Source organism: Oleiharenicola lentus, from assembly GCF_004118375.1.
Lineage (GTDB): Bacteria > Verrucomicrobiota > Verrucomicrobiia > Opitutales > Opitutaceae > Lacunisphaera > Lacunisphaera lenta.
In genome coordinates this window covers 985,232-1,000,601 of record NZ_SDHX01000002.1, presented here as the reverse complement: position 1 = coordinate 1,000,601, position 15,370 = coordinate 985,232, and the positions used below count along the sequence as shown (strand labels likewise).

Annotated in this window: 11 protein-coding genes and 1 pseudogene; 5 read left to right on the top strand and 7 right to left on the bottom strand. The window is 62.2% G+C overall.

Annotation, left to right across the window (positions count from 1 at the left end):
* Nucleotides 1-133 precede the first annotated feature (133 nt).
* The 3 genes from ESB00_RS17855 (at nucleotide 134) to ESB00_RS17845 (ending at nucleotide 8,658) form a co-directional block, all read left to right on the top strand.
* On the top strand, nucleotides 134-5,332 hold the full coding sequence (locus tag ESB00_RS17855; protein WP_164976298.1) for an ExeM/NucH family extracellular endonuclease: 5,199 nt from the start codon (nucleotides 134-136) through the stop codon (nucleotides 5,330-5,332).
* Between the two features lie 62 nt (nucleotides 5,333-5,394).
* Nucleotides 5,395-6,048 carry an endonuclease III domain-containing protein gene (locus ESB00_RS17850; protein WP_129049349.1) on the top strand — a complete coding sequence of 218 codons (654 nt, stop codon included), beginning with the start codon at nucleotides 5,395-5,397 and terminating at the stop codon, nucleotides 6,046-6,048.
* Nucleotides 6,049-6,141: 93 nt separating this feature from the next.
* A complete protein-coding gene (locus ESB00_RS17845; protein WP_164976297.1) occupies nucleotides 6,142-8,658 on the top strand; it encodes a PAS domain-containing hybrid sensor histidine kinase/response regulator in 2,517 nt (838 codons plus the stop codon).
* Between the two features lie 448 nt (nucleotides 8,659-9,106).
* Here ESB00_RS17845 and ESB00_RS17840 read toward each other — a convergent pair whose 3' ends face one another.
* On the bottom strand, nucleotides 9,107-9,628 hold the full coding sequence (locus ESB00_RS17840) for a hypothetical protein (RefSeq protein ID WP_129049345.1): 522 nt from the start codon (nucleotides 9,626-9,628) through the stop codon (nucleotides 9,107-9,109).
* A gap of 128 nt (nucleotides 9,629-9,756) precedes the next feature.
* Here ESB00_RS17840 and ESB00_RS17835 point away from each other — a divergent pair, with 128 nt between their 5' ends.
* A complete protein-coding gene (locus ESB00_RS17835; protein WP_164976296.1) occupies nucleotides 9,757-10,224 on the top strand; it encodes a hypothetical protein in 468 nt (155 codons plus the stop codon).
* Nucleotides 10,221-10,712 carry a hypothetical protein gene (locus ESB00_RS17830; RefSeq protein WP_129049341.1) on the top strand — a complete coding sequence of 164 codons (492 nt, stop codon included), beginning with the start codon at nucleotides 10,221-10,223 and terminating at the stop codon, nucleotides 10,710-10,712. Before ESB00_RS17835 ends, ESB00_RS17830 begins: the two co-directional genes overlap by 4 nt.
* A 793-nt stretch (nucleotides 10,713-11,505) precedes the next feature.
* On the opposite strand, the gene ESB00_RS17825 is transcribed toward ESB00_RS17830, so the two are convergent.
* The 6 genes and pseudogenes from ESB00_RS17825 to ESB00_RS17805 all read right to left on the bottom strand — a co-directional run bounded on the left by ESB00_RS17825 (nucleotide 11,506) and on the right by ESB00_RS17805 (nucleotide 15,370).
* Nucleotides 11,506-11,838 (bottom strand): hypothetical protein, encoded by a 333-nt coding sequence (locus tag ESB00_RS17825; protein WP_218938780.1) that lies wholly within the window; start codon nucleotides 11,836-11,838, stop codon nucleotides 11,506-11,508.
* Between the two features lie 50 nt (nucleotides 11,839-11,888).
* Nucleotides 11,889-12,230, bottom strand: coding sequence for a hypothetical protein (locus ESB00_RS17820; protein WP_129049337.1), 342 nt, complete (start codon nucleotides 12,228-12,230; stop codon nucleotides 11,889-11,891).
* Entirely contained in the window at nucleotides 12,227-12,892 is a 666-nt protein-coding gene (locus ESB00_RS17815) for a metallophosphatase domain-containing protein (protein ID WP_129049335.1), read from the bottom strand. Before ESB00_RS17815 ends, ESB00_RS17820 begins: the two co-directional genes overlap by 4 nt.
* 2 nt (nucleotides 12,893-12,894) lie before the next feature.
* On the bottom strand, nucleotides 12,895-13,650 hold the full coding sequence (locus ESB00_RS20060) for a hypothetical protein (RefSeq protein ID WP_246026519.1): 756 nt from the start codon (nucleotides 13,648-13,650) through the stop codon (nucleotides 12,895-12,897).
* A 93-nt stretch (nucleotides 13,651-13,743) separates the two neighbouring features.
* Nucleotides 13,744-14,202, bottom strand: a pseudogene (locus tag ESB00_RS20250) (TniQ family protein); the annotation flags it as partial.
* 7 nt (nucleotides 14,203-14,209) lie between these two features.
* Nucleotides 14,210-15,370 (bottom strand): AAA family ATPase, encoded by a 1,161-nt coding sequence (locus ESB00_RS17805; RefSeq protein WP_129049331.1) that lies wholly within the window; start codon nucleotides 15,368-15,370, stop codon nucleotides 14,210-14,212.

The window sequence follows — 15,370 nt, the reverse complement described above, 5'->3', positions numbered from 1 at the left end:
TGGCCTTGGGAATGAAATGTCAGCAAATCGTCACCAAGTGCGGGTTGATTTGCCGCCTGCGGGTGACAGTGTTCGCCGCAACACACTGCATCCTATGTTCATTTCAAATCTGCTTCCCCGGTTGTCGCGTCTGGTGGCCGCTTCACTTGCCACCCTTTTGTTCGCCCTCCCGTTGTCGTTGTCGGCGCAGGTATCGCTGACCGGCGCCTATGCTCAGGATTTCAACACCGCCACCCCGGCTGCCATGCCCGGCGGCTGGTTGTTTGCGGAGGCTGGCACCAACGCCAACGCCACGATTTCCAGCGGCACCGGGTCCAGCAACGCCGGCGACACCTATCTGCTCGGCACGGCGGGGGAGTGGGCCTTCGGCGGCCTGCAAAGCGGCTCGCTGATTCCGACGGTCGGCGCGGGGTTCACCAATAACACCGGGGCCACGGTGACCGAACTGCAGATCAGCTACACGGGCGAGACTTGGCGCGTGGGTGCCACCAATCGCTCCGACCGGCTCGATTTTCAATACAGCGTGGATGCATCTTCGCTCACGACGGGCACCTGGACGGACGTCAACGCCCTCGATTACGCCAACCCCGGCCAGCCCGCCACGGGCAGCGGCACCCAGCAGCACTCGGCGGTAGTGGCTGCGAACATCACCGGTCTCTCCATTCCGGACGGCGCGACCTTTTACCTGCGCTGGACTGATTTCAACGCCGCCGGAGCCGACGATGCCATGGGCGTGGACAGTTTCTCCATCACGCCCGTGGGCGGTGGGGCCGTTGCGCCGACGGTCACGGATGAGCCCGACAGCGTGATCGTGGCGGCGGGCGAAACCGCGATTTTCAGCGTCGCTGCGTCTGGAACCGCGCCGCTGGCCTACCAGTGGCGCAAGGATGGCAACCCGCTCAGCGATGTCGGCAATGTCTCCGGCGCCACGACTGCGACCCTCACGCTCACCAATGTGCAGGCCGCCGATCAAGCCGACTATTCGGTGTTCATCAGCAACGCCGCGGGCGATGCGACCAGCGTCGCGGCCACCCTCACGGTGGTCGTGCCCGTCGCGCCGGCCGTCACCACGCCGCCCGTTTCGCAGACGGTCCTCGCCGGAGGCAGCGTGACCTTCAACGTCGCCGCGACCGGCACCGCACCGCTGTCCTATCAGTGGAACAAGAACGGCTTCCCCATCGGCAGCGCGACCGGCTCCAGCCTGACGCTCACCAACGTGCAGGCCGGCGATGCCGGCAACTACACGGTCACGGTCACGAATTCCGCCGGCAACGACACCAGCGCGCCCGCGGTGCTCACGGTCATTGTGCCTGATCTCTATTGGAATCTGGCCGTCGCGAATTTCAGCCAAGATTGGTCCACCACCACGCTCATCACGGCCAACGACAACTGGTCGGCCGTGCCCTCGGTCATCGGTTACCTCGGTCAGGACATCACCACCGGCACGGGCACGAACCCGCAGGCGCTCACCGGCACGAGCGGCGTCGCCAACGACGTGGATGTGATCGCCAACCACGCCAATCCGAACGGTCTGAGCAGCGGCGGCGTCGCCGAATTCGACGGCATCGCCAATCCCACCATCGCGCTCCAAGGCTCGGGCACGGCTGATGCGCCGCACCTCGTCATCCACCTCGACACCCGTGGTCGCACGAATGTGAGCGTCGCCACCAACCTGCGCGACCTCGACGGCTCCAACGACAACGCCGCGCAGCCCGTCGCACTTCAGTATCGGGTCGGTGACATTGGGCCGTTCACCAACGTGCCCGAGGCCTTCGTGCCCGATGCCACGCAGGGCCCGGCGCTCAACGGCCTGGTTACCCCCGTGTTGGCGACGCTGCCGGCCGAGGTGGACAACCAGGCGAAGGTGCAGGTGCGTTTCTTGACCACCAACGCCGTCGGCAACGACGAGTGGGTGGGTATCGACGATATCGTCGTGTCCAGCGTCTCCGATGGCATCGCGCGGATCTTTGCCTCGCCGACGGGCGGCGACACGCTCGTGCAGGAGGCTGGCCTGACCACTGACACCTACACGCTGCGCCTCAACACCGTGCCCGCCGGTCCGGTCACCGTGCGCGCCAGCGCTGACGGCCAGACTCTGGTCAGCTCCGACGGCCTGATCTTCGGCCCGACGGCGGACATCGTGTTGAGCGACCTTCAACCCAGGCTCGTGCAGGTGCAGGCCGCGGACGACACCGTCAACGAGGCCGCCACGCACTTCAGCGTCATCAGCCACGCCATCGTGGCCTCCGGCGATGCCGCCTACCCGGCCGCCCTCACGCTTCCATCCCTCACCGCCGGCGTCGTGGATGACGACGGCGGCACCGGCGTGACCCGCATTCATGTGATCCAGGGCAGCGGCCCGGTCAGCCCGCTCGTCGGTTATCAGGTCACGATCAACGGCGTGGTGACCGGGTTCTTCACGGGCGCGCTCGGCACCCGCGACGGGTTCTTCGTGCAGGAACTCGACGCCAACGCCGACTCCGATCCGGCCACCTCCGAGGGCGTCTATGTGTTCCTCGGTTCCAGTTCGCCGCTGGCCGCCACGGCCGCCGCGCTGAACGTCGGCGATGTGGTCACGGTCACGGGCAAGGCCACGGAATTCAACAGCCTCACCGAAGTGGATTCGGTCGTGGCCATCGGTGTGGACGGCACGGCGGCGTTGCCCGCCGCAATGTCGGTCACGTTGCCGTTGCCCGCGTCGGGTCACCTGGAGCGCTACGAAGGCATGCGCATCAGCCTGCCGCAGACGCTCACGGTCACCGACAACTACGATCTCGGCCGCTTCGGCCAGGTGATTCTTGCCAATGGCCGGCTCTTCCAGCCCACCAACATCGTGGCACCCGGCGCGCCGGCGCAGGCCCGGCTCGCGGCCAACCGTCTCAACCAGATCCTGCTCGACGACGGCACCTCGCGCTCAAATCCGGACCCGACGCCCTACCTCTTCGACGACGGCTTGGGGGCGACGCTCCGCACGGGCGACACCACCACAGGTGCGAGCGGCGTGCTCACCTATCAGTTCGGAGCGTTCATGCTCCAGCCGGACTCAGCGCCGGTCTTCAGCCGCGCCAACGCCCGGACCGCGGCGCCGCCGGCGGTCGGCGGTGCGTTGAAAGTCACGATCGGCAACGTGTTGAACCTCTTCAACGGTGACGGAGCCGGCGGCGGTTTCCCGACCAGCCGCGGAGCCACCAACTTTGAGGAATACCAGCGTCAGCTCGCCAAGACCGTGGCCGCCATCCTGGCGCAGGCGCCCGACATCATGGGCCTGACCGAGGTGGAGAACGACGGCTTCGGCCCGACCAGCGCGCTCGCGCAGCTGGTGGCGGCGCTCAACGCCGCCGCCCCCGCGGGCACGACCTACGCCTACGTTGATGCCGCGGCGGTGAACATCGTCACCGACGTTATCCACTGCGCGTTCATCTACCGCCTGGAAACGGTCGAGACGGTCGGCGCCCCGGCGATGCTGAGCAGTCCCTACTTCAACAACCACGCGCGCAATCCGCTCGCGCAGACCTTCCGCGAAAAGGCGACCGGCGCCGTGCTCACGGTTTCGATCAACCACTTCCGCGCCAAGGCCAGCGTCTCGAGCATGAGCGACGGCATCGTGCCCAACCCCAACATCGACCAGGGCGACGGTCAGGGCGCCAACAACTGGCTCCGCACGCGCGAAGCCGAGGCGCTCGCGGCCTGGCTCGCCACCGACCCGACCGGCAGCGGCGATCCGGACTTCCTGATCATCGGCGATCTGAACGCCTACGCGCAGGAAGATCCCATCACCGCGCTCAAGGGCGCCGGCTATGTCAACCTGACCGAGCTCTACGAAGGCGCCGAGGGGTATTCCTACGCGTTTGACGGTGCCTTTGGCCACCTCGACCACGCGCTCGCAAGCCCGAGTCTCGCGGCGCAGGTCACCGGCGCGGCCACCTGGCACGTCAACTCCGACGAGCCGATCTACTACGACTACAACACCGAGGACAAGTCACCCGCGCAACAGGCGATCAACACCGGCACGCCCTACCGCTATTCCGACCACGACCCCGTCCTCGTGGGCCTGAACCTTACGGCGGCTCCGACGATTGTCACCGGGCCTGCGGCGCAGACAGTCACCGTCGGTGACAGCGTGACCTTCAGCGTGGAGGTCATCGGTTATCCCGCGCCGACCTACCAATGGCGCCGCAACGGCGTGGACCTCCCCGGCGCCGACGGGGCGAGCTACACGATCGCCAATCCGGTGACGGCCGACGCCGGCTCCTACGATGTCGTGATCACCAACAGCGCCGGCAGCACGACCAGCGGCGCGGTGCAGCTGACGGTGAACCCGGCGCCGGCCAACCTGACGCTGAGCGGTCTGACCCAGACTTACGACGGCACCCCGCGCGTCGTCACGGCCGCGACGGTTCCGGCCGGACTTCCGGTGGTCATCACCTATGACGGTTCGCTGACGCCGCCGGTCAATCCCGGGGTTTATCCCGTGACCGCGACGATCAATCATCCGGATTACACTGGATCGCTGAGCGATTCGCTGGTGGTGAGCATCACCGCGCTCGTGCGGCACGCGCCGGTGCTCAACGGCGGTCTCGACGGTTCGGTGCAGGTGCTGTTGCCGGAAAGCGTCACGCTGAACGGTAGCGCCTGGGTGTCAGGTGACCTGTTGGTGCCGGGCACGCCGACCGTGCGGCTCAACGGTCAGCCGGCCTATGGCGGCACGGTCGACGGTAGCGGCGCGGCTGCGCCGTCGGACCACACGATCACGCTCAACGGCGGCGCGGTGCTGCGGCATGTCGTCCGTCGCACGGATGCGCTCACGCTGCCCGTGGTCGTCGCTCCGCCGGCTCCCACCGGCACGCGTAACGTCTCGATCCACTCGGCCGGCCAGACTCCGGGTGACTTCGCGACCCTCCGGAACCTCACGTTGAACGGCAACGCGGGCGAGCTGGCGGTGCCACCCGGCACCTACGGCTCGTTTACGGCCAACGGCAGCAGCCGCTTCGTGTTCGGCGTCGCCGGTGGCACCGAGCCCGTGGTTTACAACCTCCAGGGCCTCACGCTCAACGGCAGCAGCCGACTGGTCATCGTCGGCCCGGTCATGCTGAATTTGGCCAACGGCATCTCGCTCAACGGCTCAGCCGGCGACCCGTTGCACCCGGAGTGGCTCGAACTCAACCTCGCCGCGGGCGGTCTGACCTTGAACGGCAACGTCGCCCTCTCCGGCTACGTGACGGCGCCGTCCGGCACCGTCACGGTCAACGGCAACAGCACGCTGACGGGCGGTGTGATCGCCGACCGGCTCACGGTCAACGGCAACGGCACTCTGGTTCAGCCGTCCGAGTGAGCGGACCCGGGCGGGGAAGGGCGGTTGCCTTTTCCCCGCCGCGTGGTTGCGTGCCCCGGTTCATGACCAAAGCCGAACGCGCCGCCTACGTTGATCGTCGCCTCGCGGAGCTTTATCCCGAGACGCCGATCCCGCTCGACCATCGCGATCCCTACACGCTGCTCGTCGCGGTGGTCCTGTCGGCGCAGTGCACCGACAAGCGCGTGAACGAGGTCACCCCGCACCTGTGGGCCTTGGCCGACAATCCCGCCGGCGTGGCGCGCGTGCCGGTGGCGAAAATCCAGGGGATCATCCGCCCCTGCGGCCTGTCGCCCCAGAAAGCCAAGGCCGTGAGCGAGCTCTCGCGGCTGATCATGGAGCGCCACGGCGGCGCGGTGCCGCGAACCTTCGAGGAACTGGAGGCGTTGCCCGGGGTGGGCCACAAGACGGCGTCGGTCGTCATGAGCCAGGCCTGGGGCGTGCCGGCCTTTCCGGTGGATACGCATATCCATCGGCTGGCCGAGCGGTGGAAACTGAGTGAAGGCCGCAGCGTCGAGCGGACTGAGCGCGACCTGAAGCGGCTTTTCCCCGAGGCGCACTGGAACCAGCTGCACTTGCGGATTATCTTCTACGGCCGCGAACACTGCACCGCCCGCGGTTGCGACGGCACGGTCTGCGAAATCTGCCGCACGCTTTTCCCGGCGAGAAGCCGCCGGCAGGTGGTTGCAGCCCGTTGATTCGGGCCTTGGCTTGGGCAACATCTGCGCAGTATTATGGGAGCGGAAACGGCATGATGTGGGCCCGTCATGCCGATGAATACACCACGCATCATGGCTTTTACCCGTCCCGATTCCCCCTTCAAGGTGGTTCTGCTCTATGCCATCTACTCGGCCCTCTGGGTGGTGGCGGGGGACGGTTTGCTGATGCTTTGGACTGAGGAAGGACACGCTGGGTGGCTTCTTGATTCCGCCAAGGGCTTGGTGTTTGTCGCTGTAACCACCGGCTTGCTTTATGCGCTGATCAAGCGCCTGGACTCCCGCCATGTCACCGTGGAGGCGGAACTTCAGGTGAGTCAGCAGCGGCTGGTGCTCGCCTTGGAGGCGGCCAACCAAGGGCTCTACGACTTGAACGTCCAGACCGGAGAGGCAGTGGTGAACGACACCTATGCCGCTATGCTCGGCTACGATCCGAAAACTTTCCGCGAAACCAACGCCGCCTGGCATGACCGGTTGCACCCGGATGACCGGGAGAAGGTCTTCCAAGTTTACAGCGACTACGTCGCCGGCCGGTTGGATGCATATCGCGTGGAGTTCCGGCAGAGAACCGCCGATGGCAACTGGCGGTGGATCCTCTCGCTCGGCCGGTTGGTCGAGCGCGATGGTCAGGGAAGGCCCCTGCGTATGCTTGGCACCCATACCGACATCAATGACCTCAAAAACGCCGAAGCCCGCTCGGCCGACTCCCTGGCCTTTGCCACGGCGGTGCTGGATTCTTCCCCTATGGGGGTCCTCGTCTTCCGGCAGGATGGCAGGACCGTGTTGGCCAACGAGTCGGCGGCGCGGATCGTTGGTGCGAGCCTGCCCAGTGTGCTACAGGTGAATTTTCGCCAGCTGGAATCATGGCGGCGGCACGGCTTGCTGGCGCTAGCCGAGGAGACCTTGGCTACCGGAAAGGAGACGTTTCACCGGGGCCCTGTGACCACGGTCTATGGCAAGGCAATCTGGCTGGAAGCACGGATGGTGCGGTTCATTCACGAAAGAACACCCCACCTGCTGTTGATCATCCGCGACGAGTCCGAAAAGCATGACGCGTTGGATAATCTGCGTCTTTTGGAAACTGCCGTGCAGGCGGCGCCGGTTGGCTGGTTGGTCACCGACCCAGAGGGTGTGATCCAGTGGGTCAACCCGGGCTTCACCGTGCTCACGGGATACAGATCGGAGGAGGTGATCGGGAAAAATCCCCGCATCCTCAAGTCGGGCCGGCATCGGCCGGAGTTTTACGCCGCTATGTGGGGGGCCATCAAGCGAGGAGAAGTTTGGACCGGCGAGGTTTTAAACCAGCGTAAGGACGGCAGCCAATATAATGAGCGCATGACGATTGCTCCCGTGCGCGGCGAAGACGGCGCTCTGGCGCATTACGTCGCCATCAAGCAGGACATCACCGCCGAGAAACAGCTCGGGCAACAGCTGGCCCGAGCCCAGCGTCTGGAAAGTATCGGGATGCTGGCGAGTGGCATCGCGCACGACCTGAACAATGTGCTGACGCCGATCCTGCTCTCGATCGAGCTGCTCAAGATCCGCTATCCCGACGCGAATGCGCGCCGCTATGTCGAGACCGTGGAAAACGCGGCGCAGCGCGGCGCCGGCATCGTGCGCCAAGTGCTCACCTTTGCCCGGGGCATGGAGGGCGGCGAGCGCACCGAGGTGCAGCCGCGCCATCTGCTCAAGGACCTCGTGCGACTTATCGAGGAGACCTTCCCGCGCAACATCACGATCGAATACGACACTCCCCGCGATGTTTTCCCCGTCGTGGGCGATCTCACCCAGCTGCATCAGGTGTTGCTCAACCTCGCGGTTAACGCCCGCGACGCCATGCCCGCGGGCGGCATGCTCACCATCAAGGCCCGGAACCATCCGGTCGTGGCCCCGGTTGATCCGGCGTTGGCCCCGCTCAAGCCCGGCGAATACGTCGCGATCACGGTGACCGACACCGGCACGGGTATTCCACCGGAGGTGTTGGACCACATTTTCGAGCCGTTCTTCACCACGAAGCCGCGTGGCAAGGGCACCGGACTGGGCCTTTCCACGGTATATGGCATCGTCCGTGACCACGGAGGTGTCATCCAAGTGCACACCAAGGAAAACGAGGGCACGACCTTCGAGGTGATCCTCCCTGCGGCGGTGACCGAAGTCCGGCGAGACCCCGTCGTCGCGTCAGGACCGGTATTGCAGGGGGAGGGCCGAAAAATTCTGGTCGTGGACGACGAGGAGCCCATCCGGCTTATCACCTCCCGGGTGCTCACCGGACGCGGATTCTGTCCGGTAGAGGCGGTGGACGGGCAGGACGGGTGGCGCGAGTTTCAGGCGCAACACGGTGATTTTGCCGCCGCCATCGTGGACGAGATGATGCCAAGGATGAGCGGCCGGGACCTTGCCCGCCACATCCGCGAGGTGAGCTCCAAGGTTCCGGTCATCCTGGTGACCGGGCTGATGGATAGCGGCTCCCGTCCGGCGACGGAGGTGGACTGGAAGGCATTCGGCGTGAGGATCGTGCTGCACAAACCATACAGCGAAGCGGAATTGCTGAAAGCCTTGGCGGTAGTCCTCGGAGAGCCACCGTCGGCGTGAGCCCCGACACATTCTTGTCGATGTGACCACAAATCGCGCTGACGGGAACCACAAGTTGCGCATGTGCTCCGAGCGGGCCCGTTTTTAATCAAACAGGCTGAGGGAACCACAAGTTGTCCAAAATCACATTTGGGAACGATGAGTTGGCTTAGATTACTGCCAAGACCGGGGGGGCGCCCGAGGCGGCGTTTACCCGGAACCGTACGTAATCAACAAACAACGGCCTGACCCCGTCCGAATTCCCCATGTGCCGTCACGTCGGCGCTCTCAAATCACCCGGCCCAGTAAACGCCATCCAGCTTCCTGACGAGTGGGCTTCACGAAAGCCAAAGGCCGGCCAGAAACGTCAGAGCAAATGCGGCAAGTCCGCGGATGAAGTAACTCTCGGCGGCGGCTACCCTCCAAGCGCTCACGCAGCCTTATGCCGAGTTAATTACGGGGCACTACACTAGAGCTTCATCTTTTTTGATATCGTTATGCTTAAATTACTGACTTCCGATGTTTCCATGGAACCCTCTTGGAAGGAGCCATCCAGCCTAGCTTCAAAGTCGTAGTCTGTATTCCATTCTCCTGAAATACGGATGTAGTTAAATGGCGTCTCCAACTGTAACCTTTCCCCTAGCAGCTGAACTCCGTTTAATCTCAGAACCACGCGCTGACTTACACTAGAATCGAGAGCCTGCATCAAAGCTGAATATTTTTTAAGTCCTTCTGCAAATTTAAGGTTCTGGGTAGACACAAAACACAGCGCCGAAACGGAGAAACCGTCCTGCATTCTGTACACAAGCGTACATTGAACACCATTGATTGTCGCTTGGAACGAAATCTCTTCCGCGGAGGCGGAAAATCTCTCATTTCTTGAGAATGCCGTGATCAACTCCGTGTTTTTTCTCCCGAGAACAAAATAATCTGAACTCGCATCACAGCGGCTCAATGCGATCAGACCTAAAAGCAGAATCAATTTATTCATGTGCGGCAGACGATATGTTCAGGTTAATTTTTCCACCATTCGGACGGCAGACCGGTAAAATCACTAGGCCTCATTATCGTTGAGCCCATTTCGTGGGGGCCGGGATTAGGCGCATCGCACTGGAGGAAATGGCTGAGTCAATGGGCGTGGAATGGACCGATCGACTTGAAGCACTCGTAAACGCAGGACTAAAAATGGGAGATGCCGCGATGGACGCAGCAGTCTCGCGTGAGGCCACGCGCGGGAAATCTGCAATAAATGGTAGTGCTCGTCGAGGAAGCGTTTCACTAAAAGGCTTACAGCAACTGCGCAGATTGGGCCTGAGAGAAGTCACTTTGCACGGTGCGAGTTACAACTCGGGGCGAAAAGCACTTGAAGCAGCCGGTTTCAAACTCGTTGAAACGACATCGACAGGGCGTAAGGTTTTTCGGCATCCGCGCACAGGGGCAACGGTTGTCTACGATTCAGGAGACGCATTGGTTGGAAATCAAAAGCCACATTGGCATATCTATGATTCCTCCGGACAAGGTTTTGATCGAAACGGGCATCCGGTTGACTCGTCGTCGAATGCCGGTCACATCCCGGCAAAGAAATGAACGCCGCAAAAAAAACAAAGTTGCTAAAGGTTATCCTCTCAGACGCCTATCTCGTAGATGTCGACTTTGCTGAATGGGACAGCGGAGTGAACATCTACGTATTGTCAGATCATATTATGCAGAATGAGAAGCGGAGTCTTTGGATGCTACAATTTGTAGGAGTTCGAGATTTCACATGGAAGTTTCCGCACCATGATTTCCGAAAATTCAAACTGGGAATCAGAACGAATCGTCATCTAATTTGGAATATTTACCGATGCGAATTGTCTCGGGGGAGGGAAATCCGTCATTTGGAGATGTCTGGAGGAGAGCAATTCCCGTCAATAGCTTTGGGCTTCGAGGATTTTTTTATCGTGAAGCTTGCCCAAACGACTTTCTCGGAAATCAATCCGGAATGGGCAAATCTCAGCCGCGGATTAGCAAGGCCGAGCATTGGCATTTTGAATCAACTTTGGAAGGGCGGAGCCAGGGCCAAGCCGAAGAGGTAAGTCGGACGGGGTCAGGCTGGGCTTGCCCTAAATGTGCCGGGCCAAATTGATGTCGTAGGACGGGCCGGGATTGTGTAAGTCGGACGGGGTCAGGCCGTTGTTTGTTGATTATCGATGCCAGAAACGCCCGCACCGCTAACTGTCTACCGAGCGGTATCCTCCAGCGCTACCAACCCTCAGGTGTGTCAACACGAGATAAGGGAGGGAATCGAGATCCGGTGCCGTGTTCCCTAGATGGCACTACCGGGACCTTTTCCGGGCGGTGCTGGTGCATTCGTCTGACACCTCACTTTCGGCCCGCCGTTTGCGCGGCGACTGCAGCGGCCAACTGCGCGGTGTCACATGAACGGCGGTATACGCCCGCGGCATGCCGCGCCGCCAAACCGGGACAAGGCAGTATATTAGCGGGGAGGCCCCCGTTCGCGGACAGCGGAGGAGCATCGGGCGCCCCTCGAAAATCTCCCGACGGATACGCATGGGAATCATGCGTAATGTCGCAGTTGAGAACACGAATGGCACCTTAGCGCCGTTGCGATCTATCTGGTTCGTAATCTTATTCATAGAAGTGATCGGTTAGTTGGATGCTCCTAAATTCGGCGGCCATGCAACCAGTCGCCTAGGCTCGGTGGGATAGGAGCAACGGAAATCCGAACCTGTAATGTTGTCGCCGGTGGTGCGGAAACTTGGACAAAAGGTCGGCGGACTGGAGCATTTAGGAGCGTCGGCTCGATGAAGTTTGCTGACCTTACGTGCTCGAATTGCGGCGTTTTCTGTCCGCGAGGGGAATGAGTATTCATGGCCGGTGGCCCTTCGTGGGCGTCTTGTTGCACAGGTGCGCAATTCTCGGATCAAGTAGTGTCCGGAGGGTCCGTTGGAGCTCGTCAGCCATGAGCTCGAAACGATCCGGAATATCGAGGACATCAATCGGAGGCAGGGCGATCCCTTCAAAACGCATCGATATCCAAAGCTTGTGATCATGCTCCATGACATAGACTGCATCCGCCCATTCAAGGTCAGCTTCGCACACTCGACGCTTTGCTCCATGGCGGACACCAGCCGATCGAACCTCCAGACGCTCATCGTCTCGATAGAGGCGCTCGGCCGTCACGCTGCGCTGTATATTCATGGCGCAGACGAATAGGACTTTGAGTCGCGGTGGGGTCATTTCCCTCGCAGCTAATGTTCGATATGGCATGTTTCAGTCTCGAACCACCGACGCTCGACTTTGTAGATCGAATTTTCCGTGCGGATTTCTGCTTCACTTACGTTGAGTATCAGGGACGAGGTGAAAAGCCCCAGATTGCAAAGTCCATTCCGCCGGAACCGCAGCACCATCATGGGACGCCCGACGGTGGGATTCGCGAGAAACCAGCCGTCGATTATATAGCCCAGGCCAAGCCTATGCCCGAATGCACCCTCAGGAGGAACGTGCGTGAGAGCATCTTGTAACGCCGCTGCAGCCGACGAGGAACGCTCCCAGATTTTCGTAAGGCGGATATAGTCGTGATCGTTATTCATGGGGAAAGCCCTGCTCCTGAGTGAATCGCCGCGATGCCGTCTTGGAGATCCAACACAAACGGCGGATTGATGGGCCGGTAGTCCTCGGTGCAGATCGCCGCGTTGATCAGCCTCGTCGAGCCGAGTGTGTCCGTGCCCCTCGCTCCGTGGATGTGGCCGAAGATGTGACAAACTGGACGGATGATCTCGACCCGACGCCGGAGCATTTCACATCCGGCATGCTCACTTCCTGCCAGATCGAGTAACCCGTGGGGAGGTCCATGGGTGATCAACACGTCAATACCTATTGGAATTTGCTGCCAGTGCCGGTCGATCTCCTCCCCGCGCGCTCGGTTGAATGCCCAGTTCAGAAACGTCGGCTGCACCGGTGAACCCCAGAATCTCACCCCGTCAATTTCACAGCCCGAGTCCTGCAAGTAGGTGACGCCGGCGGGGACGAGGCCGGCTGCGACAGCAGGCTGGAGCTCGAAAACCCAATCATGGTTTCCCGCGATAAAGATTTTATGGCGATGCGGGAGGCGCGTGAGCCACCGCATAACCTCGATTACCTCGGCGGGGTCGCCCGATCGGGTCAGGTCACCGGCGTGAACTAACACATCACCGTCAGGAACGACGACCTGCTCGTGTCGGTGATGCGTGTCTGAAATTGCAACGATGCGCATGGTCAGTTCTCCAGATCCAGCAGGGTTTGTTTGACCAGGTCGCGGGTGGCGGCGCTACGCAGGACGCCCGGCTTGGGCAGCAGTTTGATCAAGTCGCACCTCCGGATTCTGCCGCGCTTGATTTTCTCTCGCAGCGCGACATCGCGGATCGTCCGGCGCAGCTCTTCCTCGCGGGCGATCCGCCGCGTCCGAACGAACTCGCGCCAACGGCTGCTGATGTCGTTGCACAGCGCCGGAAATCGTTTGCGCAGCACGCGCGGCGAGACACTCACGGCCTCCGCGACCTCAGCCAGACTGGGTGGCCGCTGCGTTCGCTTTTCGCAGTAACGCACAACAGCCTGCGCCAAACCGATGTCATCATGACGGCCGGGGCGGCGCCGAGTTGGACGGATCGGCAGCTCCTCCCAGACGCGAAGCACGAGCGTCGACGGGATGCGACCACTCAGGAAGTCCTCCACGCTCAGGCCAAAGCAGTGACAGAGGCGCAGCGTGAACGAGAAATCCGGGGCCGATTTGCCGTTGAGCCAGCCCCATGCGGTGATCCGGCTGACATTGACCACGCGGCCAAGGGCAGCGGCGTCTGGCACGTCCGCGGCGGTCACGCACCTCTGCAGCACTTCTGCCACCTCGCAGGTGCGCCTCCATTGACGCCGGCGGTTGGTCGCCGTCGCTAATAGGAAATCTTCCGCCAGGAGCGCGACCTGCACTTCCTCCTCCGGCGCGATCTTCAGGTGCAGCCCCGCGGCATGGCGGGGCATCTTGCATTTGGGGCAGGCCCCGGGCGCGGAGCGCGCGTGAAGCACCGGCACCTCGCTCCCGCAGTGAGGGCACCGTTCGACCAGCCGGCACCGATGACGACTGCATGCTTTGATTTCCTGGATACAGAAAAGCAGGGGATCGTATGGTTCGGTTTGTTCCGCCAGACAAGCCGGGCACCAAGCGAGATAGTCGCGCAGGAGCCCGCGGGATGGGAACAAGTCCGCCCATGCCCGCATCGTGCATGACGACAGGTCTTCGATGCAGGTCAGTCGCTCAAGCAAGCGGCACCAGCGCTCGCCGGAAGCGTGCGCGTTGATGCAGTTGCTGAGTCGTAAACTGGGTCGCTGCCGACCCCATTCGCCCACCCGGTTTGGGTTCCCTTCGTCCCACCAGGCGAGCCCGCGGCGCAAGAGCGTCAGGGGGGTGACAAGGTGAGCGGCAGCCAGCCGGGTGACGTAGCTCGTGAGACTTTCGATCCGACCGGTTGCGAGGCCCTGCGGCAGCACTCTGAACAGAGTGCTGCGCGGCGGTGTCTGTATGTTGGCTGTCATCGTCCGGTCACCCCGCGAGTGCCCCGACGCTACCGTCGAATGCCCCACCGACCGGCAAGCGCTCGGGGGCGAGCTCAAATGGTTTGGCCTTGGAGAAAGGAGTCTTCTCAGCGGGTTCAGGTTCACCATCCTGCGAGCCGAAAAGGTCACCCGTCCCATCCCTGCTGCGAGGGGGCTTGCCCCCCAGCCCCAAGTCCTTCCGGAAGAGATCGAGCTGAGTCTCGCCATCGTTCATGATATGCTCTCCCTCCGTGGCCTCATGGAGCAGCAGGCGCAGTTTGTTGACGGGCATGGCCGTGGCCTCCAGGTCCTTCATCGTAATTGCGCTCCGCCCGTCGCCGTTGGCGTGCGCCAGGGCCTTGATGAGCCACCCCTTAAGCACACCGACCAGCCCGATGGAGCGTTCGTGCAGATACTCCGTTTGCGTGCGCAGATCGAGGTGATGCACCACCGGAAGGCACTTCTGGAAGGCGCGGACCACGGACTTGAATGCCGCGTAGTCCGCTGTGACATCGGCCCGGTAACGCGAGAGGTGGATGATGTCGCTGCGCCGCGCCAGCTGCCCGGAAATGGATGCCATCTGAGCGACCTCGTAGGTGCCGAAGCAAATGTGCAGCACCCTTGACCGGTTCGCGAAACTCTTCAGGCGGTTGGTCTGGTCGAACAACACCTTGCCGCTGGTTACCGACGCAAAGTGATTGGTCTCGTCAAGGAGGACCCCCAAGGGATTCCGGTAGTGCAGGGCATTGAGGACGGCATGCTCCAGACCGCGCTTCGGATCGACCCGCGGCAGGGGCGGCCAGTTTGCGCCATCCGGGGAGAGGGGCGACTGCAACTTGTCGAGATACCGCCAGTGGTGCTCATTCCAGCTGAACCGATGACCCAGCTCGGGGCACGGCACCTCGAAGCTGACGCAGGGAACGCAGCCGGGATCGCTCACGAGCTTGTCGGCGACGATCTTGTGGATCAACTTTTCAACGGTCTGGGCGAGACGGGTTTTCCCCGCTCCGCTGGGTCCGATCACCCAAAGCAACCGGGTGTCCGTGGGGAACAGGAGGGCTGCTTCGATCGTTTTCAGGGCCTCGTCAAAGCGGGTGTGTTTCACCAGCGAGTTGTCGAGTGCCGCCTTTGCTTTCTGGGCGGCGCGGATGTGGTCTGGGTTTTGCAT